General features: G+C 71.1%; 24 protein-coding genes. 13 read left to right on the plus strand and 11 right to left on the minus strand.

The window, feature by feature from the left end; genetic code table 11:
- Positions 1-53 precede the first annotated feature (53 nt).
- The gene (locus tag ACFXJ8_RS08815) at positions 54-863 is read right to left on the minus strand and encodes a siderophore-interacting protein (RefSeq protein ID WP_379643237.1); all 810 of its coding nucleotides are present in this window, start codon (positions 861-863) and stop codon (positions 54-56) included.
- A 47-nt stretch (positions 864-910) separates the two neighbouring features.
- Positions 911-1,876 (minus strand): alpha/beta hydrolase, encoded by a 966-nt coding sequence (locus ACFXJ8_RS08820; RefSeq protein ID WP_379643238.1) that lies wholly within the window; start codon positions 1,874-1,876, stop codon positions 911-913.
- A gap of 202 nt (positions 1,877-2,078) precedes the next feature.
- Between ACFXJ8_RS08820 and ACFXJ8_RS08825 the strand changes: the two genes are divergently transcribed.
- The 3 genes from ACFXJ8_RS08825 to ACFXJ8_RS08835 are packed head-to-tail and all read left to right on the plus strand — an operon-like array spanning position 2,079 to position 4,343.
- Positions 2,079-2,810, plus strand: a complete 732-nt coding sequence (locus tag ACFXJ8_RS08825; protein ID WP_379643239.1) for an ABC transporter permease — start codon at positions 2,079-2,081, stop codon at positions 2,808-2,810.
- A complete protein-coding gene (locus ACFXJ8_RS08830) occupies positions 2,803-3,591 on the plus strand; it encodes an ABC transporter permease (RefSeq protein ID WP_379643240.1) in 789 nt (262 codons plus the stop codon). The genes ACFXJ8_RS08825 and ACFXJ8_RS08830 overlap by 8 nt, the downstream gene beginning before the upstream one ends.
- Before the next feature lie 2 nt (positions 3,592-3,593).
- Positions 3,594-4,343 (plus strand): ATP-binding cassette domain-containing protein, encoded by a 750-nt coding sequence (locus ACFXJ8_RS08835; protein WP_379643241.1) that lies wholly within the window; start codon positions 3,594-3,596, stop codon positions 4,341-4,343.
- A gap of 163 nt (positions 4,344-4,506) precedes the next feature.
- Here ACFXJ8_RS08835 and ACFXJ8_RS08840 read toward each other — a convergent pair whose 3' ends face one another.
- Positions 4,507-5,574: an epoxide hydrolase family protein gene (locus ACFXJ8_RS08840; protein WP_379643242.1), complete on the minus strand. Its 1,068-nt coding sequence runs from the start codon at positions 5,572-5,574 to the stop codon at positions 4,507-4,509.
- Positions 5,571-6,269 carry an alpha/beta fold hydrolase gene (locus ACFXJ8_RS08845; RefSeq protein ID WP_379643243.1) on the minus strand — a complete coding sequence of 233 codons (699 nt, stop codon included), beginning with the start codon at positions 6,267-6,269 and terminating at the stop codon, positions 5,571-5,573. The genes ACFXJ8_RS08840 and ACFXJ8_RS08845 overlap by 4 nt, the downstream gene beginning before the upstream one ends.
- A gap of 83 nt (positions 6,270-6,352) precedes the next feature.
- On the opposite strand from ACFXJ8_RS08845, the gene ACFXJ8_RS08850 reads away from it, so the two are divergent.
- Positions 6,353-7,297: a helix-turn-helix transcriptional regulator gene (locus ACFXJ8_RS08850; protein WP_379643244.1), complete on the plus strand. Its 945-nt coding sequence runs from the start codon at positions 6,353-6,355 to the stop codon at positions 7,295-7,297.
- A 68-nt stretch (positions 7,298-7,365) separates the two neighbouring features.
- Here the strand turns inward: ACFXJ8_RS08850 and ACFXJ8_RS08855 are convergent, their stop codons facing one another.
- A complete protein-coding gene (locus tag ACFXJ8_RS08855) occupies positions 7,366-8,046 on the minus strand; it encodes a hypothetical protein (RefSeq protein ID WP_379643245.1) in 681 nt (226 codons plus the stop codon).
- 1 nt (position 8,047) lies between these two features.
- Between ACFXJ8_RS08855 and ACFXJ8_RS08860 the strand changes: the two genes are divergently transcribed.
- The 3 genes from ACFXJ8_RS08860 to ACFXJ8_RS08870 all read left to right on the plus strand — a co-directional run bounded on the left by ACFXJ8_RS08860 (position 8,048) and on the right by ACFXJ8_RS08870 (position 11,633).
- Positions 8,048-10,051 carry a histidine kinase gene (locus tag ACFXJ8_RS08860; RefSeq protein WP_379643246.1) on the plus strand — a complete coding sequence of 668 codons (2,004 nt, stop codon included), beginning with the start codon at positions 8,048-8,050 and terminating at the stop codon, positions 10,049-10,051.
- Positions 10,044-10,706, plus strand: a complete 663-nt coding sequence (locus ACFXJ8_RS08865) for a response regulator (RefSeq protein ID WP_379643247.1) — start codon at positions 10,044-10,046, stop codon at positions 10,704-10,706. The genes ACFXJ8_RS08860 and ACFXJ8_RS08865 overlap by 8 nt, the downstream gene beginning before the upstream one ends.
- A gap of 156 nt (positions 10,707-10,862) precedes the next feature.
- On the plus strand, positions 10,863-11,633 hold the full coding sequence (locus ACFXJ8_RS08870; protein WP_379643248.1) for a class I SAM-dependent methyltransferase: 771 nt from the start codon (positions 10,863-10,865) through the stop codon (positions 11,631-11,633).
- 120 nt (positions 11,634-11,753) lie between these two features.
- Here ACFXJ8_RS08870 and ACFXJ8_RS08875 read toward each other — a convergent pair whose 3' ends face one another.
- The gene (locus tag ACFXJ8_RS08875) at positions 11,754-12,233 is read right to left on the minus strand and encodes a hypothetical protein (RefSeq protein WP_379643249.1); all 480 of its coding nucleotides are present in this window, start codon (positions 12,231-12,233) and stop codon (positions 11,754-11,756) included.
- Positions 12,234-12,341: 108 nt separating this feature from the next.
- Here ACFXJ8_RS08875 and ACFXJ8_RS08880 point away from each other — a divergent pair, with 108 nt between their 5' ends.
- Together ACFXJ8_RS08880 and ACFXJ8_RS08885 are read left to right on the plus strand one after the other, a co-directional pair.
- Positions 12,342-12,908, plus strand: a complete 567-nt coding sequence (locus ACFXJ8_RS08880; protein ID WP_379643250.1) for an MFS transporter — start codon at positions 12,342-12,344, stop codon at positions 12,906-12,908.
- 42 nt (positions 12,909-12,950) lie between these two features.
- A complete protein-coding gene (locus ACFXJ8_RS08885) occupies positions 12,951-13,688 on the plus strand; it encodes a YcnI family protein (RefSeq protein ID WP_379643251.1) in 738 nt (245 codons plus the stop codon).
- 64 nt (positions 13,689-13,752) lie between these two features.
- Here the strand turns inward: ACFXJ8_RS08885 and ACFXJ8_RS08890 are convergent, their stop codons facing one another.
- The 3 genes from ACFXJ8_RS08890 to ACFXJ8_RS08900 are packed head-to-tail and all read right to left on the minus strand — an operon-like array spanning position 13,753 to position 16,794.
- Complete coding sequence (locus tag ACFXJ8_RS08890; protein ID WP_379643252.1) at positions 13,753-14,727, minus strand: ABC transporter permease; 975 nt, start codon at positions 14,725-14,727, stop codon at positions 13,753-13,755.
- Positions 14,714-15,661 carry an ATP-binding cassette domain-containing protein gene (locus tag ACFXJ8_RS08895; protein WP_379643253.1) on the minus strand — a complete coding sequence of 316 codons (948 nt, stop codon included), beginning with the start codon at positions 15,659-15,661 and terminating at the stop codon, positions 14,714-14,716. The genes ACFXJ8_RS08890 and ACFXJ8_RS08895 overlap by 14 nt, the downstream gene beginning before the upstream one ends.
- Positions 15,662-15,663: 2 nt before the next feature.
- Positions 15,664-16,794: an outer membrane lipoprotein carrier protein LolA gene (locus ACFXJ8_RS08900; protein ID WP_379643254.1), complete on the minus strand. Its 1,131-nt coding sequence runs from the start codon at positions 16,792-16,794 to the stop codon at positions 15,664-15,666.
- Positions 16,795-16,923: 129 nt separating this feature from the next.
- Here ACFXJ8_RS08900 and ACFXJ8_RS08905 point away from each other — a divergent pair, with 129 nt between their 5' ends.
- Genes ACFXJ8_RS08905 through ACFXJ8_RS08915 form a run of 3 tightly spaced genes read left to right on the plus strand, consistent with a single transcriptional unit; the run spans position 16,924 to position 19,558 of the window.
- Positions 16,924-17,598, plus strand: coding sequence for a response regulator transcription factor (locus tag ACFXJ8_RS08905; RefSeq protein ID WP_379643255.1), 675 nt, complete (start codon positions 16,924-16,926; stop codon positions 17,596-17,598).
- Positions 17,588-18,940, plus strand: a complete 1,353-nt coding sequence (locus ACFXJ8_RS08910; RefSeq protein ID WP_379643256.1) for a sensor histidine kinase — start codon at positions 17,588-17,590, stop codon at positions 18,938-18,940. Before ACFXJ8_RS08905 ends, ACFXJ8_RS08910 begins: the two co-directional genes overlap by 11 nt.
- A gap of 30 nt (positions 18,941-18,970) precedes the next feature.
- On the plus strand, positions 18,971-19,558 hold the full coding sequence (locus tag ACFXJ8_RS08915) for a TetR/AcrR family transcriptional regulator (RefSeq protein ID WP_379643257.1): 588 nt from the start codon (positions 18,971-18,973) through the stop codon (positions 19,556-19,558).
- Here the strand turns inward: ACFXJ8_RS08915 and folP are convergent.
- Positions 19,550-20,407 (minus strand): dihydropteroate synthase, encoded by an 858-nt coding sequence (gene folP / locus ACFXJ8_RS08920; RefSeq protein ID WP_379643258.1) that lies wholly within the window; start codon positions 20,405-20,407, stop codon positions 19,550-19,552. The two genes, ACFXJ8_RS08915 and folP, sit on opposite strands and share 9 nt — an antisense overlap.
- 308 nt (positions 20,408-20,715) lie before the next feature.
- A complete protein-coding gene (locus ACFXJ8_RS08925; RefSeq protein ID WP_379643259.1) occupies positions 20,716-21,585 on the minus strand; it encodes a LysR family transcriptional regulator in 870 nt (289 codons plus the stop codon).
- An 815-nt stretch (positions 21,586-22,400) separates the two neighbouring features.
- Here ACFXJ8_RS08925 and ACFXJ8_RS08930 point away from each other — a divergent pair.
- The gene (locus ACFXJ8_RS08930) at positions 22,401-23,414 is read left to right on the plus strand and encodes a neutral zinc metallopeptidase (protein ID WP_379643260.1); all 1,014 of its coding nucleotides are present in this window, start codon (positions 22,401-22,403) and stop codon (positions 23,412-23,414) included.
- Positions 23,415-23,416 lie beyond the last annotated feature (2 nt).

A 23,416-nucleotide genomic window follows, 5' to 3' on the forward strand; every position in this document is an offset into this window, starting at 1 on the left:
CCGCAGGAGTGAGAAAGAAGTGAGGTACCTGGGGTTTCAGGTGAAGAAGGGGCTCACCCGTCGAGGGCGGCGCTCTCCTCGACCTCGACCTGACGGTTCCAGTCCTTCTTCACCGCGCGCCAGCCCTCGTCGTCGACGCCGAGCCGCCAGTAGCCGGAGATCGACAGCTGGTCGAGCGGGATCTGCTTGTCCACGCGCAGGAAGCCGCGCAGCTCCTTGACGAAGGCGGCCTCCCCGTGGACGAACGCGTGCACCCTGCCCTCGGGGAAGTCGAGGCCGCGCACCGCCTCGACGAGCTTGCCGCCGCGCGGGGCGCCCTCGCGGTGCACGTACACCACGGGCACGTCGAGCTTCTGCTCCTCCTCGGGGCCTTCGACCTCGATGAAGACGTGCGTCTTGGCGCCCGGCGCCAGCGCCTCGACGGAGGCGGCGATCGCGGGAAGAGCGCTCTCGTCACCGACGAGCAGATGCCAGTCGGCCTCCGGGCTCGGCGCGTAGCCGCCGCCGGGGCCGAGCAGGTGGATGACGTCGCCGGGCCGCGCGGCCGCGGCCCACGGGCCGGCCAGCCCCTCGTCGCCGTGGACGACGAAGTCGAGCGTCAGCTCCCTGGCCGCCGCGTCCCAGGCCCGCACGGTGTAGGTGCGCAGCTTCGGCCACTGCTCGCGCGGCAGGCTCTCCCGGCAGCTCGCCACGGTGAACGGCGTCGGGTACTGCACGCCCTCACAGGGGAAGACCAGCTTCACGTAGTGGTCGGTCAGCCCTTCCGTGGCGAAGTCGCGCAGCCCCTCGCCGCCGACCACCACCCGCACCATGTGCGGGGTGATCCGCTCGGTCCTCAGCACGACGCCCCGATGCTCCGACATGAAACCCTCCAGATGTAGTTAGGCGAACCTAACCTACAGCTGGAACGTCAGGCCGCGAGAGAAGATTCCTCACCCGAGGCGCGTACGGCGGCCAGGAAGCGAGCCATGTGCCGGTAGACCAGCCTGGCCTCGGGCAGCACGTCGGCCAGGATGGCGAAGACATGCGGCATGCGCGGCCAGTCCTCGTAGGTCACCGGCACGCCCGCCGCCCGGGCCCGCAACGCCACCCTGCGGCCCTCGTCGCGCAGCACCTCCGTGGAGCCGGTGACGATCATCAACGGCGGCAGGCCCGTGTAGTCGCCGAAGACCGGCGAGACGAGCGGGTCGCGCGGATCGAGACCCGACGTCCACCGCTTGGCCAGCCATTCGACCCGCCCGACCGGCAGCATCGGGTCCTGCCAGCGGTTGGCCGTGCGTGGGGTGTCGCTCAGGTCCGTCCACGGCGACAGGCAGATCGCCGCGGCCGGCAGCGGCAGCTCCCGGTCGCGCAGCGCCAGCAGCGTGGCCAGCGTGAGGTGGCCGCCCGCGGAATCGCCCGCGAACAGGATGTCGGCCGGGTCGTGGCCGCGCTCGATGAGCTCGCCGTAGGCGTCGAGCGCGTCCTGCAACGACTCGGCCAGGGAGTGGACGGGGCCCTGCCGGTAGTCGAGGGCGAAGACGGGACGGCGGGCCACCACCGACAGCCGCCACGTGATCGGCCGATGGGTGGCGGGCGAGCAGCTGAAGTAGCCGCCGCCGTGGAAGTACAACAGCGCCTTGCGCTCGTCGAGGCCCTGCCCCGCCCGCACCCACTCCCCCGCCCGGTGCGGGACGATTCCGACGTGGCTCGGCGGTCGCATCGGGACGAGCCTGGTCAGCTCGCCGAGACGGGAGCAGGCCGTGATGGCCAGGGGGTGGCGCAGGAACAGGCTGGAGGCGGGCTTCAGGGTGCCGCGCAGCAGGCCGTTGAGCGCGCGGGACTGCCAGCTGAACGGATAGTCGGGGACGACGTCCAGGTCGATCTCGTGCCGCACACTTAGGTAATTCCCTCCAGAGCATCGTTCTACCGTCTTTATCGCCTTGCTGACCGATGATCCCTGAGCGGATAATTACCGCTCCGAACACCCGTGCCGCCCCTCGGTCACGGGCTGTCGCCATGCCATCACTCAGCGGAGGTGACGCATTCCTCTCTATCTCCGGCTCGTCCGGCTCGGCTTCCGCAAACACGCCACCTACGTGTGGGCCGCGATCGCGGGCGCTTTCACCAACAGCGTCTTCGGCATCCTGCGCGCCTACGTCCTGATCGCGCTCTGGCAGGCCAGACCGGGCCTGGCCGGCTACGACGTGATCGACGCCGTCACGTTCTGCTTCATCACCCAGGCCTTCATCGGCCCGATGCAGCTGTTCGGCGGCGGCCTGACCATTCCCGAACGCATCCGCACCGGCGACATCGCCCTCGACCTCGTCCGCCCCGCCTCCCTGCAGGCCTGGGCCCTGTCGGAGGACCTCGGCAGGGCCGGCTACCTCTTCCTCGTCCGCGGCATCCCGCCCACGATCATCGGCGCGCTGCTGTTCGGCATCGTCGTGCCGTCCGGCGCCGGGCAGTGGGCGGCCTTCGCCGTCAGCTTCGCCCTCGGCGTGCTGGTCAGCTTCGCCTGGCGCTACCTGGTGGCGCTGTCGGTGTGCTGGCTCACCGACGACCGCGGCGTCGTCACCGTGTCGCTGGTCCTCACCACGTTCTTCAGCGGCATGATGCTGCCCCTGACGATCTTCCCCGGCTGGCTCGGCGACCTGGCCGCCGCGCTGCCCTGGGCAGCGATGGTGCAGGTGCCCGCCGACGTCTACCTCGGCACGACAGACGTCCTCGACGCCGTGCTCTTCCAGGCCCTCTGGGCCGCCGCGCTGCTCGCTCTCGGCGCGGCCGGCACCCGGGCGATCAGGCACAAGGTGGTGATCCAGGGTGGTTAGGACCTACGCCATGCTGGCGTGGACCTGGACCCGCGCCGCGGCCGCCTACCCCGTCTCCTTCGCGCTCATGGTCGCCTTCGGCTTCCTGATGGCGGCCGTGGACGTCGCGGTGATCCTGGTCGTCTTCGCCAACACCACCGCGCTGGCCGGCTTCACCCGCGACGAGGTCCTCTTCCTGTACGGCGCGGCCAACACCGCCTTCTCCCTGGTCGACATGTGCGTCGGCAACCTCGACAAGATCAGCCAGCACATCAAGGCGGGCACGTTCGACACGATGCTCGTCCGACCGGCCTCGGCCTGGGTGCAGGCCGCCGTCGACAGGTTCACCCCCACCAGGATCGGCCGCGTGCTGCAGGCCGTCGTGGTCCTGGCCGTGGCCCTGACCGGCATCGACGTGCCGTGGGAGCGCGCCTGGATGATCCCCGTGATGATCGCCACCGCGATCGTCATCTTCGCCTCACTGTGGACCCTGGCCGGGGCCGTGCAGTTCGTGCTCACCGACGCCCCCGAGGTGGTCAACGCCTTCACCTACGGAGGCGGCCAGCTCACCCAGTACCCCTTCAGCGTCTACGGGCGCGACCTGGTGCGCGGCGTGACCTACGTGCTGCCGCTCGCCTTCATCAACTGGCAGCCGGGCCTGTACGTCCTGGGCAAGGACGACCCCTTCGGGACGCCGGGGTTCCTGCGCTTCCTCGGGCCCGTCGCGGCCCTGCTTCTGGCCCTGCTGGCCGCCTTCGCCTGGCGTCAGGGCATTCGCCGCTACCGATCGACGGGGAGTTAGCAATGATCGAACTGGAGCGCGCGGGGCGCTCGTTCAAGGTCAAGCGGACGGTCGTGCACGCCGTACAGGAGCTGTCCTTCAGGGTGGCGCCTGGAGAGTTCGTCGGCTACCTCGGCCCGAACGGCGCGGGCAAGTCGACCACGATCAAGATGCTGTGCGGGATCCTCACCCCGACCTCGGGCAGGGTCCGCGTCGCGGGCCTCGATCCGTCGCGGAAGAGGACGACGCTGGCCAGGCGGATCGGCGTGGTGTTCGGGCAGCGGACGACGCTGTGGTGGGACCTGCCGCTCAGGGACAGCTTCGACCTGATCCGGCTCCTTTACAAAGTAGATCGCAAGGTGTTCGCCGAGCGGCTCGACGAGCTGGTCGAGACCCTCGACCTGGCCGCGTTCATGCGCACGCCGGTGCGCCAGCTCAGTCTCGGCCAGCGCATGCGCGGCGACCTGACCGCCGCGCTGCTGCACGCGCCGGACGTGCTGGTGCTGGACGAGCCCACGATCGGGCTCGACGTGGTCAGCAAGAACAGCATCCGCGCGTTCCTGCGGCGGGTGAACGCCGAGCGCGGCACCACGGTCCTGCTGACCACGCACGACCTCGGCGACATCGAGCGCCTGTGCCGCAGAGTGATGCTGATCGACCACGGCAGGCTGACCTTCGACGGCTCACTCGACGACCTGATGGCCACCGCTCCCGACGAGAGCCTCGAGGAGGTCGTGACCAGGCTCTACACCCACTCAGGACGCTCGTATTGACGTCAAGCGGCGAGGTCTTGATCATTCTTGGCGATGACCTGGTAGAGCTCGCGGGCGGCGGCTCGCAATGCGTCGACCATCAACTCCGCGCTTGACCAGGTCCGCCACCGTGGCCGCCGACGCCTCGGGCACGCTGCTGCCGGCGCGAGCGTCCCTGGCGATGTCATCGGCGGGCGGCGAAGAACGTGCGGATGTCGTCGGCGAGGAGTTGCGGTTGCTCCTGCGCGGCATGGTGCCCGCCTTTGCCGTACTCGTTCCAGTGCGCGACGGCGCTGTGGTCGCGTTCGGCGAGCGGGCGGATGGAGGGGAAGAAGTCGTCGGCGAAGTGCGCCAGGCCCAAGGGGAAGGATGACGGCTCGGTCGGCGGCCGGTTTCCGTGATAGCCGATCAGAGCGGAACTGCCGGCGGTGTCGGTCAGCCAGTAGATCGTGGCGTTGGTGAGGATGTAGTCGTCGCTCACCGAGTCGCTGAAGAGCTGCAGGTTCCAGGCGAGCTGACCGGCCGGGGAGTCGGCGAGCGCGTGCGCGAGGGTCTGCGGCTGGGTGGACTGGAGGCTGAGGTAGGCGCTCCTGTCGGTCATGAAGCGTTCCAGCGCGGCCAGTTTCGCCAGGTCTTCCGGCTGCAGCAGGGCGCGCTCGGCTGGATCGCCGGAGGGCAGGGAGAAGATCTGGGTGACGTGCACCCCAACGATGCGGTGCGGATCCAGGCGTCCGAGCTCGATGGAGATCAGAGAGCCGACGTCGTTGCCGTGCACGCCGTAACGCTCGTAGCCCAGCCGGCGCATCAGCTCCGCCCACGCCGCGGCGACCCTGCGGCGGTTCCAGCCCGGCTCTCGCGGCACGGCGGAGAACCCGAAGCCGGGCACCGAGGGGATGACGAGGTGGAAGGCGTCGCTCAGTCGCTCGATCAGCGGCAGATACTCCACGACCGACATGGGCCAGCCGTGCGTAAGGATGAGCGGCAAGGCGTCCGGCCGGGTCGAACGGATGTGCAGGAAGTGCACGTCGATTCCGTCGAGCTCGGTCGTGAACTGGGGATGAGCGTTGATCCGCCGTTCCCAGGCGCGCCAGTCGTAGCCGTCGCGCCAATACTGCACCAGTTGCTGGACGCGGTCGACGGGCACGCCGAGCCCGCGGCCGGCCAGCGGGTGGGTGAAGCGGGTCCTGGCCAGCCGGGCGGTCAGGTCGTCCAGGCTCTCCTGCGGAATACTCACTCGGTATGGCCGCATCATGACCGGGCCGCCTCGTCCAGCACCCGGGCCAGCTTCGCCGGCTCGGTGATCATCGGCCAGTGTCCGGCCGCCAACCTGATCAGGCCGAGGTCCGGCAGGCGCGGCGGGCCGCCCGGGTCACCCGCGCAGGCGATGTAGGCGCGGGGCAGCCTCTGCACCGCAATGAGGTCGGCCGGTGCCGGATCCTGGTAGGTGCCGATGGGCTGGCCGACGCCACGCGCCCGCAGCCAGGCACGGTCCTCAGAGGTGAGGCCGTGCTCGCCGAAACCGGCGTCGATGATCTCGTCGCTCATCACGGGGATCCGCCCGTCCTGCACGGTCTGCATGATCGCCTCGACGACGGGCGCGGGAGTGATGTCGAACAGGCTCTTGCCCGGCTCGGGCAGGAGCGCGGCGAGGTAGACCACGCGGGCGATCCGTTCAGGAATCGTGTTGGCGGCGATCGTGGCCGGGGCTCCGCCGTAGGAGTGCGCCACGAGCACCACCTCGGTCAGTCCGGCGTACTCGATCGCGTTCGTGATGTCGCGGGCGTGCGTGGTGAGCGTCGTGGCCGGCGAGCCCAGATGCGCGCGATCACCGAAACCGGTGAGCGTCAGCGGATGCACCTGGTGGCCGTAGGCGGTGAGCAACGGCGTGACCCGCTCCCATGCCCACGCGCCAAGGAACGAACCGCCGACAAGAACGATGGTCGACACCAGCCGACTCCTTTCGTCGATCTCCTGCGGCGCAAGGCTAGGAAGGATTGTGGACGTTTTCTGCCCTCATTAGAATCGTGATCGTGTCCCGTCCGGCGACCCGTGTCCTGGCACTGCTGGAGATCCTCCAAGACCGCGGCCTGGTGCCCGCCGGCGAACTGACCCGGCGGCTGGGCGTCGACGCCCGCGCCGTCCGCCGGTACGTCACCGCCCTGCGCGACATGGACATCCCCGTCGAGTCGGTCCGGGGACGTCACGGCGGCTACCGGCTCGCCCGCGGCGTACGCCTGCCGCCCCTGATGCTCGCCGATGACGAAGCGGTCGCCGTCGCGGTCGCGTTGGCCACCGGCAAGGATCAGCGGGCGGGCGAGCCCGGCCCGGCCGACCGGGCGCTGGTCAAGCTCAACCGTGTCCTGCCCGCACCGCTGCGCCGGCGCGTCAGCGCGCTGATCAGCGCCACCTCCGCGACGGCAGGTCCGCTGACCCCCGAACCGCACCTGATCCTGGCGCTGGCCGCAGCCGTCCATGCGCGCCACACCGTACGGATCCAGCACACCCGCGGCGCACGCGAGGTGGACCCGTACGGGCTCGTCGTGCATGCACGCCGCTGGTACCTCGTCGGACACGACCACCTGCGCGACGCCGTCCGCATGTACCGCCTGGACAGGATCAGTGGCGCCGCCGAACTGCCCGGCCGGTTCACCCCGCCTGAGGGATTCGACCCTGTGACCCACGTCCTGCACACGTTGACGCTCGGCGCCTGGACCCACCGCACTGAGGTGTGGCTCGACACCGACCTGCAGACCGCCCGCGACCACCTGCCGGTCACCTTCGGCGACCTGCGTCCCTGTCCCGACGGCGGCGTGCTTCTGGTCTGCGGAGCAGAAGACCTGCCGGCCATGGCGCGCATCCTTACCGGCCTGCCTTGGCCTTTCACCATCAGAAACCCACCTGCCCTGGCCACGGCGCTCGCCGAGCACGTCGCCACTCTCACCCAAGCCGTCGCCCGCTCCCAGCCCGCACCATAGCTGCCGGCGCCTCTCGCTCAGCACTTCCTGCTCGGGCGGCGGGGGCCTGATGGCAGCAGACGAGCCACTCAGGTCGTGGGCCGCGAAAGCCGCGCCGGACCGGTGCTGAGTGCCCACTCGGGGTGCCGGGCGAGCAGGATGCCGAGGGTGGCGTACCCGATGAGCAGGTGGGTGGCCCCGACCCAGCGGCCGGCCTCCTCGCTGGCCACGGCGAACAGCGGGACCGTCACCGGGGCCCAGCTCTCGGCGACCAGGGGCCACCAGCGCAGCAGGCCGCGCCAGCGGCCGGCCACGGCGAGCTTCACGCCGATCACGAACATGCCGAGCATGGACAGCGGCCAGAAGACGTCCAGGACGGCCAGCCACGTGTCGTCCTGGACCGTTTCGGGCAGCACGCCGTGCAGCAGCGACCAGGCGCTCGCCAGCCCGAGCAGCACGGCCTCGACCTTGAGCATGATCCGGGAGGCCCGGGTGACGCCCGTGGCCATGGTGCGGTACTGGACGGTCAGCAGGGCGAACACGCCGAGCTGGAACGCCAGACCGGTCAGATCTCCGACACGCCCCTCGAAGCCGTCGTTGACGGTGCCGTACAGGTAGATGCTCGTCGCCCACGCGACGGTCCCCGCGGTGAGCGCGAGGCCGAGGCGGCGGACGGTGGCCAGGGCGATGGGAGGCTCCGCGCGGGCGGGCTGGTCGGCCGGCACGTCGGTGCGGGCTCTGGCCGGGGTGGTGCTGAGGTGCGCGTCCACGGTGCCGGCCGTCGTCGCGCTGGCGATCGCCGCCGCGACGGTGGCGCTGGACGTCCGCAGCGCCGCAGTGGCGGTTCCGGCGGCCTCCGAGCTCGAGGCAGGGTGGTCGTCCGCGCTGTCCGGGCTGGCCCTGCTCGTGCCGGGGATACTGCTGCTGCGCCGGCTGCCCCGCCATCCCGTGGCCTGGGTGCTGGCCGGGTTCGGGCTGCTCTGGCTGGTGGACGGGCTCGCCACGAGCTGGGCGATCTACGCCGTCTACGTGTCCCCCGGAGCGCCGGGGGCCGCCGCCGCGTACTGGTTCTACGCCCGCTTCGGGGCGACGTTGCTGCTCGGGCTGCCCGCGCTGATCCTGCTCTTCCCGGACGGGCGGCTGCCCGCGGCGCGGGTCTGGCGGTGGCTGTCGGTCGTCAGCCTCGGCCTGACCGCGTTGCTGCCGGCGCTGCTGGTCGTGGCGCCGGTGGCCGTGCTCGCGCGCTTTCACGGGATCTCACCGCCGCCGGAGATCATGCGGCTCGGACTCGACCCCTTCTCCGTCGAGCTGCCCTATCCGGTGTGGGAGGCGGTACTGCGGGTCGCGTACGCGTCCGTGCTGGTGAGCCTGGTGGTGCCGTTCCTGGTGATGGTCCGTCGCCACCGGGCGGCCGGTTCCGAACGGCGGGCGCAGATCCGGTGGCTGATGTGGGCGGCGCTGGTCGACATGATCGTGCTGCTGATGCCGCTCACCCTGCCGCCGCGGATCCCCGCCGTGCTGCTCGGGCTGGCCATCGGGCTCACCTCCGCCGCCGTGGTCGTGGCGGTGACCAAGTACCGGCTGTACGACATCGACGGGCTGCTGTCGGCCACGGTCACGTACGGCGTGCTCGCCGCGCTGGTCGTGCTGGTCGACGTGGCGGTGTTCACGCTGGCCGGCAGCGTCCTGGGCGAGCGGGACTCCGCGCTGGCCGCGGTCGCCATCGTGGCGGTGCTCTACGCTCCGTTGCGGGCGCGGCTGTGGCGCGTGGTGCGGCTGCTGGTGCGCGGCAGGCGCGACGATCCGTACGCCGCGGTCTCGACGCTGGCCGAGCGGCTGGAGCTGGCCACCGACCCGGACAAGCAGCTGCTCGCGGTGGCCACGACGCTGGTCGAGTCGTTCCGGCTGTCCTACCTGCGGGTGGAGATCGAGCGGCCGGGCGGCGAGCGGTCCGTGGTGGAGCACGGCTCGCCGCGTGGGCCTTCCGTGTCGCTGCCCGTCGCCTACCGTGACGAGGTGGTGGGACGGCTGGTGCTGTGCCGTACCGACCTGACCGACCGTGACCAGCGCCTGCTCGGCGACCTCGTCCGGCAGGCCGCCGCGGCCGCGCGGGCTGTCGAGCTCAGCACCGACCTGCAGCGCATCCGCGCCCGGCTGGTGCTGGCCCGCGAGGAGGAACGCCGCAGGCTGCGCCGAGACCTGCACGACGGGCTCGGCCCCAGCCTGGGCGCGGTGGCGCTGCGCATCCAGGCGGCCAGAAACCTGGCGGGCGCCAGGCCGGACGAGGCCGACCGTATCCTGGCCCAGACAGCCGAGGAGGTCACCGGCGTGCTGGCCGACGTCCGCCGGCTGGTGCACGACCTGCGCCCACCGGCCCTGGACGAGCTGGGCGTGCTGCGGGCGATCGAGCAGCAGGCCGACAGGTTCCGCTCGCCCGCGCTCGACGTCGTGGTCACCGGCGACGAGGCGCTGGATATGCTGCCCGCGGCGGTCGAGGTGGCGGCCTATCGGATCGTGTCGGAGGCACTGGCCAACGTGGCCAGGCATTCCGGCGCGGCCCGCTGCGAGATCACGCTGGGCGTGCGGGAGGGAAGGCTCGAGGTGGCGGTACGCGACGACGGCACCGGCATCGCCCCGGACAGGGTCGCCGGGGTGGGCATGCTCTCGCTCCGCGAGCGCGCGGCCGAGCTGGGCGGCGACTGTCGGGTCGCCTGCCCGCCCGGTGGCGGCACCCTGGTCAGCGCGCGGCTCCCCATGGAGGTGGCGGTTGTCTGACGAGGTCATCCGGGTGCTGCTCGCCGACGACCACCCGGTCTACCGGGACGGCCTGGCGGTGCTGCTCGGCTCCCTGCCTGACATCGAGGTGGCCGGCACGGCGGCGAACGGTCTCGAGGCCGTCGAGCAGGCCGCCTACCTGCAGCCGGACGTGGTCGTGATGGACGTGCGGATGCCCGGGCTCGACGGCATCGAGGCCACCAGGCGCATCGCCGCCGACAGCCCGCACATCGGCGTGGTGGTGCTGACCATGTCGGAGGACGACGCCACGCTGTTCGCCGCGATGCGGGCGGGCGCGCGCGGCTACCTGCTGAAGGGCGCGAACCAGGCGGAGATCGTCCGCGCCATCACGGCGGTGGCGCACGGAGAGGCGATCTTCGGTCCGGCCGTCGCCCGCCGCGTCGCCGACTTCTTCGCCGGCAAGGCCGCGGCCGACTCCGTCTTCCCGCAGCTCACGCCGCGCGAGCGGGAGATACTCTCGCTGATCGCCGCCGGTCGGCCGAACGCGCACATCGCCTCGGCGCTGTTCCTGTCGCCGAAGACGGTGCGCAACAACGTCTCGAACATCTTCGCCAAGCTGCACGTGGCCGACCGCGCCGAGGCCATCGTGCGGGCCCGCGAAGCAGGACTCGGCCGCTCCGAGACGTCCAGGTAGCGTTCTCGGGCGCGTCAGGCCGGTCTCCGCAAGCCACTGATGGCGGGGCTCAGGGAGCAGACCGTTACTAAACAAGGTGGCGATTTCCGCCATTCGAAGCGCTCAGCCACGGCAAACGGGCCGTACGTCTGCGCAGCCCGTGAACGGTGGGACAAAATGGCCCGCATGACTACGACGCCCGAAAATCCTATTGAGACCGGATATTCGTCGCGATTCAACGACTACGACAGGATCGCCGAAGGGTACGCGGCCGAGAACGAGGCCAGCCTCCTGAACGCCTACTACGAGCGGCCCGCGATGCTGGAGCTCGCCGGGGACGTGACCGGCCGACGCATCCTCGACGCCGGCTGCGGCTCGGGTCCCCTGTTCTCCGCACTGCGCGATCGAGACGCCATCGTGACCGGCGTCGACGCGAGCGCCGGAATGCTGGAGCTGGCCCGACGGCGGCTGGGCGCCGATGCCGACCTGCGGGTCGCCGACCTGACCAGCCCACTGCCCTTCCCCGACGACGCGTTCGACGACGTCATCGCGTCCCTGGTGCTGCACTACCTGAAAGACTGGGGACCGACACTGGCCGAGCTGCGACGCGTGCTGAGACCTGGCGGCCGACTCCTCATCTCGGTCGAGCATCCTTTCGTGATCCCCCTCATGCGTCACATGGCCGGGGAAAAGCCCAACTATTTCGGAACCCGTAACCGGACCGACGAATGGACCATGGGTGGGCAGACCGCCCAGATGAGATTCTGGGACCGGCCGCTGCACGCGATGACCGAGGCCTTCACCGCGGCTGGCTTTCGCATCAGCGTCATCAGCGAACCGCCGTTTGTGCCGGAAGCCCGCGAACTGTTCCCCGAGGAGCTCCGCGAGATCGAGCTCACCCGCACGAGGTTCCTGTGCTTCCTGTTCTTCGTTCTTGAAGCCGACTAACCCTCCGGCGAGCGCCGCCGACCAAGCACCTCCCGCCCCAGGCCGACAGATCCCGTTGAAGACCCGAAGTCAGTCAGATGGCCGGTCAGGCCCTCGCGGTGCTCACCCACATCATCTCTGTCAGTAGTAGCCGCCCTGCTCGGCCTCGTCGTAGTCGTCTTCCTCGTCGTCCCGCTGGCCAGCCCAGCGGGACGGCATCAGCACCGGCAGGAACAGCGCCACGCCCAGCATCGCGTAGACGCCGGTGGTGAGCAGTGTCCTGCTTCCCGCGCCCGCCTCCAGCACGATCTGGTGCATGGAGGGCTCGTCGGGAACGAACGACAGCGCCCGGTTGACGTCGAGGGCGTAGACGACCGTCCAGGACAGCAGCACCAGCGAGGGCACGAACGTGGCCAGCGGCGAGACCCTGCCCGCCACCACCAGACCGACCACCAGGCCGATCAGCGCCATGGCGCCGAGCGCGATCCACAGCTTCGGCCCCGCGGCCGGGGCGGCCGTCCCGGGCGCGACCATGGACGCCTGCTGGACCGCCCAGCCGCCTCCGACCAGCAGGACGCCGACCACGATCACGCCGAGCAGCAAACCCGCGAAATGCCGCACTCACATCACCTCGGCCCCGACCATAGCGACAAACCAGATATTTGAGCCAGATATTGACCAGAGCCGTATGACATCGGCCGGGCCTCGAACAGGCGTTGCCGTGAGAACATGTCCTCACCCATGCGCGCCGACCTTCCCCTCCGGCTGACGCGGGCGGCGGCCTTCTCCGCCGTCTGCGTGCTGCTGGCTACCCTCGGCCACCGCGCCGCGGGCGGCACCGGCCCCGAGACCTGGGCGTTCGCGCTGGGCGGCGCCGCCGTCATGGCGGTGTCGCTGGCCCTGTCGGGCAGGGAGCGCTCGGCCCCCACCATCAACCTCACGCTCGTGGCCCTGCAGACGGGGTTGCACGAGCTGTTCGGCCTCGACGGCAGCGGCCCCGTCCTCACTCTGGCCCACGGCCACGCCCAGAACGCCGGGCTCGGGGAGAGCCTGGGCATGCTGCTGGCCCACCTGACGGCCACGCTCATCACCGGCTGGTGGCTGGCGCGCGGCGAGGCCGCGCTGTGGTCGCTGCTGCGCCGCCTCGGACATCACCTGCTCAGGCTGCTGCCGCCGCTGCCCGCCGTCGCCCCGCTACGGCAGGCGCCGGCGCGCGCGGCCCGCCGCCTCACCGGCCGCGGCGCGCTCCTTCGCCACATCGTCAGCAGGCGCGGTCCTCCGCTTCCCGCCTGCTGACGCTCTTTCCCCTTCTTCTTTCCAGTCAAGTGGAGTTTTCGCATGTCCAAGTTCCGTCGTACGGCGGGCGTGCTCGCCGCCGCCACCGCCCTGTCCCTCGGCCTGGCGATCCCCGCCTTCGCCCACGTCACCGTCAACCCCGGCACCGCCGAGCAGGGCGGCTTCACCAAGGTCGCCTTCCGCGTGCCGAACGAGCGTGACGACGCCTCGACGACCAGGATCGAGGTGGCCTTCCCCGTCGACCATCCGCTGGCCTTCGTCTCGGTCAAGCCGGTGCCCGGCTGGGAGGTCAAGGTCACCGAGGGCAAGCTGCCCAAGCCGGTCAAGACCGAGTACGGCGACCTGACCGAGGCGGTCACCAAGGTCGTCTGGTCGGGCGGCGAGATCAAGCCCGGGCAGTTCCAGGAGTTCGAGGTGTCGATGGGGCAGCTGCCGACCGACACCGACCGGCTGCTGTTCCCGACCACGCAGACCTATTCGGGCGGTGAGGTGGTGAAGTGGGCCGACGAGCCGAAGACGGACGGGACCGAGGCGGAGCGCCCCGCGCCGCTGCTGAAGCTCACGCCCGCGGCGGCCGACGGCGACCAGCACGGGACGGCCTCGGCCGCACCGTCGGCGGCGCCCGCCTCGTCGTCGGGCACGCCCGAGGTGGCGCCGGTGGCCGCCGGCTCTGACTCGTCGTCGGACGGCACGGCCCGGCTGCTCGGCGGGGCCGGGCTGGTGGTGGGGGTCATCGGGGTCGTGATCGGCTTCCTGGGGCTGCGCCGCCGCGGCGCCTGACGCATCGACGACCCCGGCCCTCCGCATTCACGGGCCGGGGTCCGTCGGCGCCCCAGGAGATCCCTCAGGACGTGATGTCCTTGCTGGTGAAGCGGGCCCAGGCGAACGAGCCGAACAGCACGATGTAGGCGCCGAAGGCCAGCATCCCCGAGGTGAGGTCCTCGAAGGCGATCGGATCGCGCAGGACCGCGTCGAAGTCGCCCCACCGGTTCGGCAGCAGGTACGGCTGGACGGCCTCCAGCTGCGGGAACGCTCTGAGCACCTGCGTGACGATGACCAGCACGACGGTCGCCGCGACGGCCCCGATCGGGACCTCGGTCAGCGTCGACAGCGCGATCGCGACGGCGGCCAGTGCGGCCATGCCGGCAGTGACGTAGCCGATGACGATCAGCATGCGCAGCAGCGCGTCGCCGAGCGGGATCGCGACTCCCGACAGCAGCGTGACCGGCCCCGACGGGAACAGCACCAGGCCGGTGACCACCGCCACGAGCGCCACGGCCGAGGCGACGGCCAGGCAGAACAGCACGGCGTTGACGTACTTGACCGCCAGCAGCCTGGTACGGCCGGCGGGCGCGGCCAGCAGGTAGCGCAGCGTGCCGCCCGCCGCCTCGCCGGCCAGCGCGTCGCCCGCGACGACGGACACGACGACCGGCATGAGCAGCGGGACCAGCGCGCCCAGCGAGATGAAGGCCAGGAAGAAGCCGTTGCCGGTGACCTGCTGGAGGATGCCGCCCGGCCCGTCGGACAGGTCGTCGCCCACGATGCGCAGGACCACGCCGATGATGACCGGCACGACGGCGAGGACCGCGAGCATGGCCAGGTTGCGCGGTCTGCGGAAGGTCAGGCCGAGCTCGGAGCCGAGCAACCTGAGGAAGGCTCCGACCGGGCCCGCGGCGGGAGCCGTCCGCTCCTGGTGGATGGCGGTGTCGGCCAGGTCGGCGCGCGGGCCGTGCTCGGCCGTGCGCCTCGACTCGCTCACCGGCACCAGGCCCGGTGTCCTCCTGACCGCCGGCGCCACCTCAGGCTCAACCTTCGACATCGAACCCCTCCCCTGTCAGGCCCACGAAGACCTCTTCCAGGCTGGGCCGTACGACGGACAGGCCCCTGACCGCGACGCCGGCCTCGACCAGCGCGGCGTTGAGCCGCTCGGGGGCGTGGCCGCCGAGTTCGGCGCCCACCTCCACCCCTTCGCGGGTGACGGCCGTCAGGCCGAGCTCGCGCAGCACGCGTGCCGCGTCGGCGCCGTCGGGCGTCTCGACCCGCAGGCGCGGGGCGCGGCCGCCGCTCAGCGAGGCGATGGTGCCGTCGGCGACGAGCCTGCCGGTGCGCATGATCGCCGCGTGCGTGCACATCTGCTCGACCTCGGCCAGCAGGTGCGAGGAGACGAACACGGTGGTGCCGTCGGAGGCGATCTCCTTGACCAGCGTGCGGACCTCGCGGGTGCCCTGCGGGTCTAGCCCGTTGGTCGGCTCGTCGAGGATGAGCAGCTCGCGCGGGCCGAGCAGGGCGCAGGCGATGGCCAGGCGCTGGCGCATGCCGAGGGAGTAGTTGCGGTAGCGCTTGCCGGCGGCGGCCGTCAGGCCCACCCGCTCCAGCGCGGCGGCGACCCTGGCGCGGGCCGTACGGCCCGAGGCGGTGGGGTCGGCGGCGTCGTAGCGCAGCAGGTTGGCCTCGCCTGACAGGTAGGGGTAGAAGGCCGGGCCCTCGACCAGCGCGCCGACCCGCGGCAGCGGCACCACCGTGTAGGTGCCCGAGGTGGGGGCGACGAGGCCGAGCAGCATGCGGATGGTGGTGGTCTTGCCCGACCCGTTGGGGCCGAGGAAGCCGTAGACCGAGCCGCGCGGCACGGTCAAATCGAGGGCGTCGACCGCGATCTGCCCGCCCTTGAAGCGCTTGGTCAGGCCCTCCGTGACGATCGCGTGGTCATCGGAGGGCGGGGACGCCCCGAAGGGCGCCCCCGCTTCCATCGTCATGCTCACCTGGCGCCTGCCGCCTTCGTGAGCTCCTCCGGGGTGACCGCGCCGACCAGCAGCCGGCCGTCGTCGGTGAACAGCGCGTTGACCAGCTTGGTCGTGATCAGCTTGCCGCTGCCCCACGATCCGCTCACCGGGGTGGCGGAGCGCAGGATGGTCTCGAGCGACGGCATCTGCGGGCCGCCGGACTCGGCCTGGGGCTTCGGCGCGTCGGCCTTGGGCGTGGGCAGGACCGCGACCGTCGTCCAGCCCTCGCCGACGGTCTTGACCTCGCCCTCGCGGAAGTCCCCCCTCAAGTCCTCCCTGCGCTCCTCGGGCTCGTTGAAGGGGCCGAACGTCTTCTCCTCCACCTTGGCGCCCGCAGGCGGGGTAAAGGCGAAGTTCTCCGGCGCGGGGGCGGAGAAGGTGACCTGGGTGAACCCGACCTCGAAGGCGGGCTCGGCCGATCCCTTGGCGTACACCTGGACGCGCAGCGGGACGTAGGTCTCGCCGTCCAGCGCCAGGCGGATGTCCTGGATCAGCGAGCCGCCCTCCTTGGGCGCGAGCACCAGCTCGTAGGCCGAGCGCCCGGCCACCTGGGTGGTGTTGGTGACGCTGACCACGCTGTGCTCGCCGACCTTGGCCAGCAGCTGCTCGGCGGCCTGCTGCGGGGTCATGGCGGGGGCGGCGGGCACGTGCGTCCGGTCGGGCCGGTCGGCGGTGCCGGGGGCCAGCTTGATGCGGGTGGCCTTGTTGGACTGGCTCTCCCACAGCCACGCCTGGTCGCCGTTCACGATGACGTTGGTCTCGCTCATCGGCCCCGGTACGGCCAGCCTGAACTGGTCGCGGGAGCCGTACCAGACCTTCGCCTCGTGGGAGCCCGACAGCAGGCTGAACGGGGAAGCGGCGCCCGCGCCCTGCGGGAGGGCGGGAAGGCCGAGGGAGGCGGTCTCCAGGACGGTCCCCGACATCGGGGGCAGGCCGTCCTTCTGCACCGCCGCGGCCGCGTCGGCCAGCAGCTGCTGCGCCGAGCGTTCGGGAAGGACCGGGTTCCCGCTGACTGCGGCGATCACCGGGCCCGCGCCGATGGCGGCGCCGATCACGGCGACGGCCGCGACGGGGACGCCCCACCTCACGAGTTTGCCTCTGGACATCTCACTCCTTCACGGTATTGCGTACGTCTCAACAGTGCGTGAAGAGTGCTGTGGCGATCCTGAGACGAGCTGAGAGGCCTCTCAGCGCTGATGGTGCACTATGTGCCCTATGAGAGTTCTGGGTGCCCGATGAGAGTGCTGGTCGTCGAGGACGAACGGCGGATGGCCGCCGCCCTCCAGCGGGGGCTGCAGGCCGAGGGGTTCGCCGTGGATCTGGCCCACGACGGCGAGGAGGGCCTGCACCTGGCCCGGCACGGCGACTACGACGTGGTCGTGCTCGACATCATGCTGCCCAGGCTGTCGGGCTACAACGTGTGCAAGCACCTGCGCGCGGAGGAGAACTGGGTGCCGATCCTCATGCTGTCGGCCAAGGACGGCGAGTACGACATGGCCGACGGGCTCGACCTGGGCGCCGACGACTACCTCACCAAGCCGTTCTCCTACGTGGTGCTGGTGGCCAGGCTCCGCGCGCTGCTGCGGCGCGACGCGGGGCGGCGTCCGGCGGTGCTGACGGCGGGCGACCTGTCGCTGGATCCGGCCAGGCGCAGGGTGCAGCGCGGCGAGGAGGCGGTGGAGCTGACGCCCCGCGAGTTCGCGCTGCTGGAGTACCTGATGCGCCGCCACGACGAGGTGGTGTCGAAGGCGGAGATCCTGGAGCACGTGTGGGACACCTTCGACACCGATCCGAACGTGGTCGAGGTGTACGTCGGCTACCTGCGGCGCAAGATCGACGCTCCGTTCGGCAGGAACGCGCTGCAGACCGTGCGGGGCGCGGGCTACCGGCTGGCCGGCGATGGCGGCTGACCGGTGGCGGCACGAGTGGTGGCGGCGCAAGAGCCTCCGGTTTCGACTGACGGCGCTGTCGGCCGTGGGGCTGACGCTCGCCTTCGCCGTGTCGGCCTCGGTGCTGATGCTGGTGCTCGGCAGGTCGCTGATGGACACGGTGGACGAGACCACCACGCAGCACGCGCAGGCCGTACGCGCGCAGGCCGACAGCGGCACGCTGACCGACCCGATCACCACGCAGGACGGCACGATCGTGCAGGTCGTCGCCGCCGACGGCCGGATCACCCACGGCACCTACGGCGCCGACCGCCTGGTGCCGCTGCTGGACGCCGAGGACCGGCGCAAGGCGCTGCGCCATGACGAGGCGTGGTTCCTGGACGGCGAGCCGTACGGGATCCCCGGACCGCTGCGGGTGGTCGTGGTCAGCGGCGACAAGGGCATGACCGTGCTGGCCGCGCGGCCGGTACGGGAGATCGAGAAGAGCCTGATCACGGCGGGCCGGGTGCTGCTGTTCGGGACGCCGCTGCTGGTGGCGTTCCTGGCGGGCGGCGGCTGGCTGATCATCGGCAGGACGCTGCGGCCGATCGCCGCGCTGCGCAGGGGCGCGGCCGACATCACCCACACCGCCAGGTCGCGGCGGCTGCCGGTGCCCGAGGCCAGGGACGAGGTGCACTCGCTGGCCGTCACCCTCAACGACATGCTGGCCAGGCTGGAGGAGGCCGAGTCGCGCCAGCGCGCGCTGGTCTCCGACGCCGCGCACGAGCTGCGCAGCCCGCTGGCCAGCATCAGGCTGCAATTGGAGGTGGCGCTCGGCCACCCCGAGGGCCAGGACTGGCCGGAGACGGCCGAGGGCGTGCTCGAGGACACGCTGCGCCTGTCGCGCCTGGCCGAGGACCTGCTCGCGCTGGCCAGGCTCGACGAGCGCGGCGGCAGGCTGGCCAGGAACGAGCCCGTCAACCTGGACGGGGTCGTCAGGCAGGTCGTGGAGAGATACGGCGAGGCCAGGCTGACCGTCTGCGACCCGGTCATGGTGCGCGGCGACGCCCTCGACCTGAGCCGGGTCGTGACCAACCTGATGGACAACGCGGTACGGCACGCCGCCGCCAAGGTCGAGGTGGCGCTGACCCGTGACGGCGTGCTGACCGTGGCCGACGACGGTCCCGGCATCCCCGAGGAGGACAGGGAGCGGGTCTTCAACCGCTTCACCAGGCTCGACCACGGCCGCAGCAGGGACGAGGGCGGTGCGGGCCTGGGCCTGGCGATCGTCCGCGAGACCGTGATGGCGCACGGCGGGGCCGTCCACCTGGAGGACGCGGCGCCCGGCCTGCGCGCGGTCGTGTCGCTGCCCTCCATCAAGTGATCGTGACCGAGCGCAGTGTAGTTTCGGCTTATGGACCAGGTCGAGGCGATCCTCAGGGCGGCCACCCAGCTGTTCGCCGCCCTCGGATACGACGGCACCTCCACCTCGCAGATCGCCGAGGCGGCCGGCCTCGACCTCGCCACCGTCAACGCCCACCTCGGCGGCAAGCGCGAGCTCTACCTGGCGGTGATGGAGCGCGCCCACCAGGGCGAACGGGCGATGCTGGAGCAGGCCATCGCCGAGACCGAGGGCATGGAACTGCCCGACCGCATCCACCGGATCGCCGACCGCTACCTCGACTTCTTCGTCGACAATCCCGACGTGTCGGCCCTGTGGCTGCACCGGTGGCTGCTGGACGCCAGCGACGTCACCGAGCTCGAACGCCAGTACATCAGGCCACTGCTGTCACTGGTCGGCGAGGTGACGGGCGCCGACACCGAGATGGCGCTGTGGATGGTCGTGTGGTGCGTGAACGGGTTCGTCAGGGGCGGCATCCTCGACGAGGAGGGCAGGCGCAGGGGCGCCGACGACCGGGTGGCGCTGCGGCGCTTCCGCTCCTGCATGCATCTGGTGCTGCACCGCTCGCTCGGCTTCCCCGGGGATCCGCCGTCAGCCTGACGGGCGCCCTTCGCCGAGGGGGGTGAGCCGCGCGACCTCCGCCAGCGCCGTACGGGCCGAGGCGGCGTCGTGGACCCTGAACACCCTGGCGCCATGGAGTGCCGACACCGCCAGCGTCGCGATCGTGCCCGCGTGCCGTTCCTCCACCGGCAGCCCGCCCAGCGTCTCCCCCACGAAGTCCTTGTTGGACACCGCCACCAGCACCGGCCAGCCCGTCGCCACCATCTCGTCGAGCCTGCGGCTGACCTCCAGCGAGTGGAAGGTGTTCTTGCCGAAGTCGTGCGCCGGGTCGATGAGGATCGACTCCCTCGGCACGCCCGCCGCGACCGCCCGCTCGGCCAGGTCGACCGTGTAGCCGATGACGTCGGCGACCACGTCGGCGTAGGCGATGCGGTGCGGCCGGGTGCGCGGCTCCACCCTGCCCGCGTGGGCGCACACCAGCCCGACGCCGTGCTTGGCCGCCACCTCCGCCAGCAGCGGGTCGACGCCGCCCCAGGTGTCGTTGAGCAGGTCGGCCCCGGCTCCCGCCACCACGTCGCCCACCTCGGACCGCCAGGTGTCGACGCTGATGATCAGCGTGGGATGCCGCTCGCGGACGGCGGCGACCAGGTCGGCCACCCGCCTGATCTCCTCGCCCGCGTCGACGGTGTCGCCGGGGCCTGCCTTGACCCCGCCGATGTCGACGATGTCGGCGCCGCCCTCGACGGCGGCGTCGACCGCTTCGAGCGCGGCGCCGAAGCCGTAGGTCTTCCCCTTGTCGAAGAAGGAGTCGGGGGTCCTGTTGACCACGGCCATCACCGCGTAGTCGCCGGGGCCGAACTCCCTGCCGCGCAGTCGCAAGATGCTCATCGCCTCCGAGCCTACGGAAGATCCCCCGGCTTGGCACATCGCCCGCCCGGCTCGCTGAGGGGCGGTCACGCGAAGTGGTCACCCGAAGCGAGTCGGCCGCGGGTGGTCGATCCGGCGAGGGGTGATCGTAGGGCGGCCAGTCGCGGTGGTCGATCCGGTGAGAGGCGATCTCATGGGGGCGGCCCGTCGCGGTGGCCCATCGGGTGAGGGTGATCTCGCGGGGATCTCGCGGGTGACCGATTCGCCGGTGGGTCCCGGGGGTGGCGCGTGGCCCCCGGGCGGACGGATCGGTGGATGTGGGAACGTTCCTAGGCGGCCGAGCCCTTTTCGGCGGTCGCAAGGAAGTCCTGGGCGATCAGCGGTAGTCGCCGGCGGGCGTGGACGACGGCGATCACGCGGCGGACGGCCGGTTCGAGTGACCGCACCACCAGCCCCGCCCTCGCCGCCTGCTCGGCCATGCCGCGGTACCACAGCAGTGACGCCTGGCCCGCGCGGACCGCGTTGAGCCAGCCGTTCCTTTCGTCGGTCTCCAGCACGATGATCGGGTTGACCGCGTACTTGCCGAACATCGCGTCGAGCTCCCTTCTTCTGACGCTTCCCCTTGCGGGCAGGGCCAGGCGCAGTCCGTCGAGGCGGGTCATCGGGACGGGGTCGGGCAGGTCGAGCCCTGGCGGGGAGATGAGCACGATCTCCTGCCGTTCGAGCGGGTGGGTGATCAGGTCGGTCGGGACCGGCAGGTCGGTGAGGCCGAGATCGGCCCGCTGGTCCCTGATGGCGTTGACGACCGCTTCACGGCCGTCGCAGCGGATGATGTGCACGCGGACACCTGGATGCTCGGCCGCGTAGGCGGGAAGCAGCCGCCCCGCCAGGCCGGGCTCGAGGTTGGCCGTCGATGCGATGCGTAGCTCGGCGTCGGAGACACCGCCGTGGCTGGAGAGCGCCTCGATCTCCCCCACCGCGCCGAGTGCCTCTCTGGCCAGTTTGACGACCCTGCGGCCCTGCGCGGTGACGACCACCCCGCGCCCCGAGCGGGCGAAGAGGGTCATCCCGAGCTCGCGCTCCAGGTCTCGGATCGCGCGCGAAAGCGCAGGCTGCGCGATGTAGAGCGACCTGGCCGCGTCGGTCATGGTGCGGTGCTCCGCAGTCGCGACCACGTAGCGGAGCTGCTGCAGATTCATGGCATTGAAGCTAGGACAACGGCCGCCGCTCGGACGGCGACATAGCGGAGATCACCTCGAATGATTTCGGACTGTGACCGAGTACGGCGACATCCGTGACGGGTGATAAATCAGTATGCTTCTGCCCCAAATTCGGCAAAGATCCGGAATGGGTGTCCAGTTTCGGACAACCAGGCCAAGGGGGAGACAGGGTGACAGGCAACGGGCAATACCCACCGCCGCCTCCCGGACATCAGGGACAGCCCGAACCTCCCTTTCCGCCATGGCCGCCCCAGTCGCCCCCGCCTCCGCAGCAGCAGGGGTACGGCCAGCCGTACGAGGAGCCTTCCACCCGGCGATACCGGCCTGCCCCGCCCCCTCCCCCGGGACCGCCGCAGGGGCACCCCCACGCGCCACCCTCTGGTCCCCCGCACACTCCCCCGTACGGCGCGCCACCGCCGCCTCCGCCCGGAGGTCCCCAGCCCTACGGTCAGCCGCACCCGCCACCGCCGACCATGCCGCCAGGACCGATGCAGGGGCCCGGCGTTCACGGGCCCGGCGTTCAGCGGCCCGGGACGCATGGTCCCGGGACTCATGGGCCCACTCACGGGCCCGGCATTCAGGGGCCCGGTGGGCCTGGGCAGGGCGGGCCGTACCCGCACGGGAACGGCCACCCGCAGCCGGGCTGGCCTCCGCAGCAGGGGCAGGGTCCCGGCTACGGGGGGCCGCACGGGCCGCGCCAGGGGCCGCCACAGGGTCCGTACGGCCCGTGGCAGCGGCCGCCGCATCGTAGGAAGTCGAACGCGGGCGCGGTCATCGGCGCGGTGTTCGGCGCCATGGCGGCGATCTTCGTGCTGCTCGTGATCGGCTCGGCCGTCTTCAAGAGCTCCTCGAAGACCGACACCACCTCGCCGGTGGCGATCCCGACCTTCGCCCCGCCCACGTACACGCCGTGGAACGAGGAGACCGACGAGCCGATCGAGCCCACCGACCGGCCGTCATCCTCCGCCGAGCCGACCGCTTCCGATCAGCCCACGGCCTCCGAACGGCCGACCGCCTCGGAACGGCCCTCACAGCAGGAGCAGCCCGCGCAGGAGCAGCAGGCCAAGGTCACGCTCAACACGAGCCTGCAGGCCAACACGCTCTACTTCACGGGCGGGCTGCCCCGCACGAACTGCAGGGCGGGAAACGCCAGCCTGTTCAGCCACAGCCAGCTCAAGGCGCTGATCCTGAAGACCGGCAAGTGCATGGACGCCGCGTGGGGTCCGATCCTGCGCAAGAAGGGCATGCCGTGGAGCCCGCCGAACTACGCGATCGCCGCCAGGCGCGGCAGGGGCGCGTGCGGCGACTACCCGTCTCCGGGCAACATGGTGCCGTACTACTGCCCGCGCAACAACACCATCTACGCCTCCACCTCGGCGCTGGCCAGGGGCAATGGCAACGCCATCGGCTACGGCGAGATGGTCCCGTGGCACGGTGCGACGATCAGCATGATGGCCCACGAGTACGGTCACCACATCCAGCAGATCACCGGCATCCTGGACTCGCACTGGAAGAAGCACCTCCAGTCATCGAGCCAGAGCGGACGGCTGGCGCTCAGCAGAAAACTGGAGCTCCAGGCAACGTGTTTCGGCGGGATGTTCATGCGCGCGGTGTCCGGGACGTATCCGGTGAATTCCCGCCAACGTGACGTGCTCTTCTGGTTCTATTCGAGAGTGGGCGATCATCCCGGATATCCCCGCGACCACGGCACTCCGGCCAATAACAATGTCTGGTTCCGGCAGGGCTGGCTGAAGAACAAGACCTTCCAGTGCAACACGTGGCTTGCTCCCGCTTCCACAACGTCATAGCT

The organism is Nonomuraea sp. NPDC059194 (genome assembly GCF_042754765.1).
Taxonomy (GTDB): domain Bacteria; phylum Actinomycetota; class Actinomycetes; order Streptosporangiales; family Streptosporangiaceae; genus Nonomuraea.

What these genes read in the sequence shown, in the direction of transcription:
- ACFXJ8_RS08910 (WP_379643256.1), top strand. Translation starts at nt 17,588, where the DNA reads ATGGCGGCTGACCGGTGGCGGCACGAGTGGTGGCGGCGCAAGAGCCTC.
- ACFXJ8_RS08900 (WP_379643254.1), bottom strand. Translation starts at nt 16,794, where the DNA reads ATGTCCAGAGGCAAACTCGTGAGGTGGGGCGTCCCCGTCGCGGCCGTC.
- ACFXJ8_RS08885 (WP_379643251.1), top strand. Translation starts at nt 12,951, where the DNA reads ATGTCCAAGTTCCGTCGTACGGCGGGCGTGCTCGCCGCCGCCACCGCC.
- ACFXJ8_RS08870 (WP_379643248.1), top strand. Translation starts at nt 10,863, where the DNA reads ATGGCCCGCATGACTACGACGCCCGAAAATCCTATTGAGACCGGATAT.
- ACFXJ8_RS08835 (WP_379643241.1), top strand. Translation starts at nt 3,594, where the DNA reads ATGATCGAACTGGAGCGCGCGGGGCGCTCGTTCAAGGTCAAGCGGACG.
- ACFXJ8_RS08915 (WP_379643257.1), top strand. Translation starts at nt 18,971, where the DNA reads ATGGACCAGGTCGAGGCGATCCTCAGGGCGGCCACCCAGCTGTTCGCC.
- ACFXJ8_RS08925 (WP_379643259.1), bottom strand. Translation starts at nt 21,585, where the DNA reads ATGAATCTGCAGCAGCTCCGCTACGTGGTCGCGACTGCGGAGCACCGC.
- folP (WP_379643258.1), bottom strand. Translation starts at nt 20,407, where the DNA reads ATGAGCATCTTGCGACTGCGCGGCAGGGAGTTCGGCCCCGGCGACTAC.
- ACFXJ8_RS08880 (WP_379643250.1), top strand. Translation starts at nt 12,342, where the DNA reads ATGTCCTCACCCATGCGCGCCGACCTTCCCCTCCGGCTGACGCGGGCG.
- ACFXJ8_RS08890 (WP_379643252.1), bottom strand. Translation starts at nt 14,727, where the DNA reads ATGTCGAAGGTTGAGCCTGAGGTGGCGCCGGCGGTCAGGAGGACACCG.
- ACFXJ8_RS08895 (WP_379643253.1), bottom strand. Translation starts at nt 15,661, where the DNA reads ATGACGATGGAAGCGGGGGCGCCCTTCGGGGCGTCCCCGCCCTCCGAT.
- ACFXJ8_RS08815 (WP_379643237.1), bottom strand. Translation starts at nt 863, where the DNA reads ATGTCGGAGCATCGGGGCGTCGTGCTGAGGACCGAGCGGATCACCCCG.
- ACFXJ8_RS08930 (WP_379643260.1), top strand. Translation starts at nt 22,401, where the DNA reads ATGGCGGCGATCTTCGTGCTGCTCGTGATCGGCTCGGCCGTCTTCAAG.
- ACFXJ8_RS08905 (WP_379643255.1), top strand. Translation starts at nt 16,924, where the DNA reads ATGAGAGTGCTGGTCGTCGAGGACGAACGGCGGATGGCCGCCGCCCTC.
- ACFXJ8_RS08840 (WP_379643242.1), bottom strand. Translation starts at nt 5,574, where the DNA reads ATGATGCGGCCATACCGAGTGAGTATTCCGCAGGAGAGCCTGGACGAC.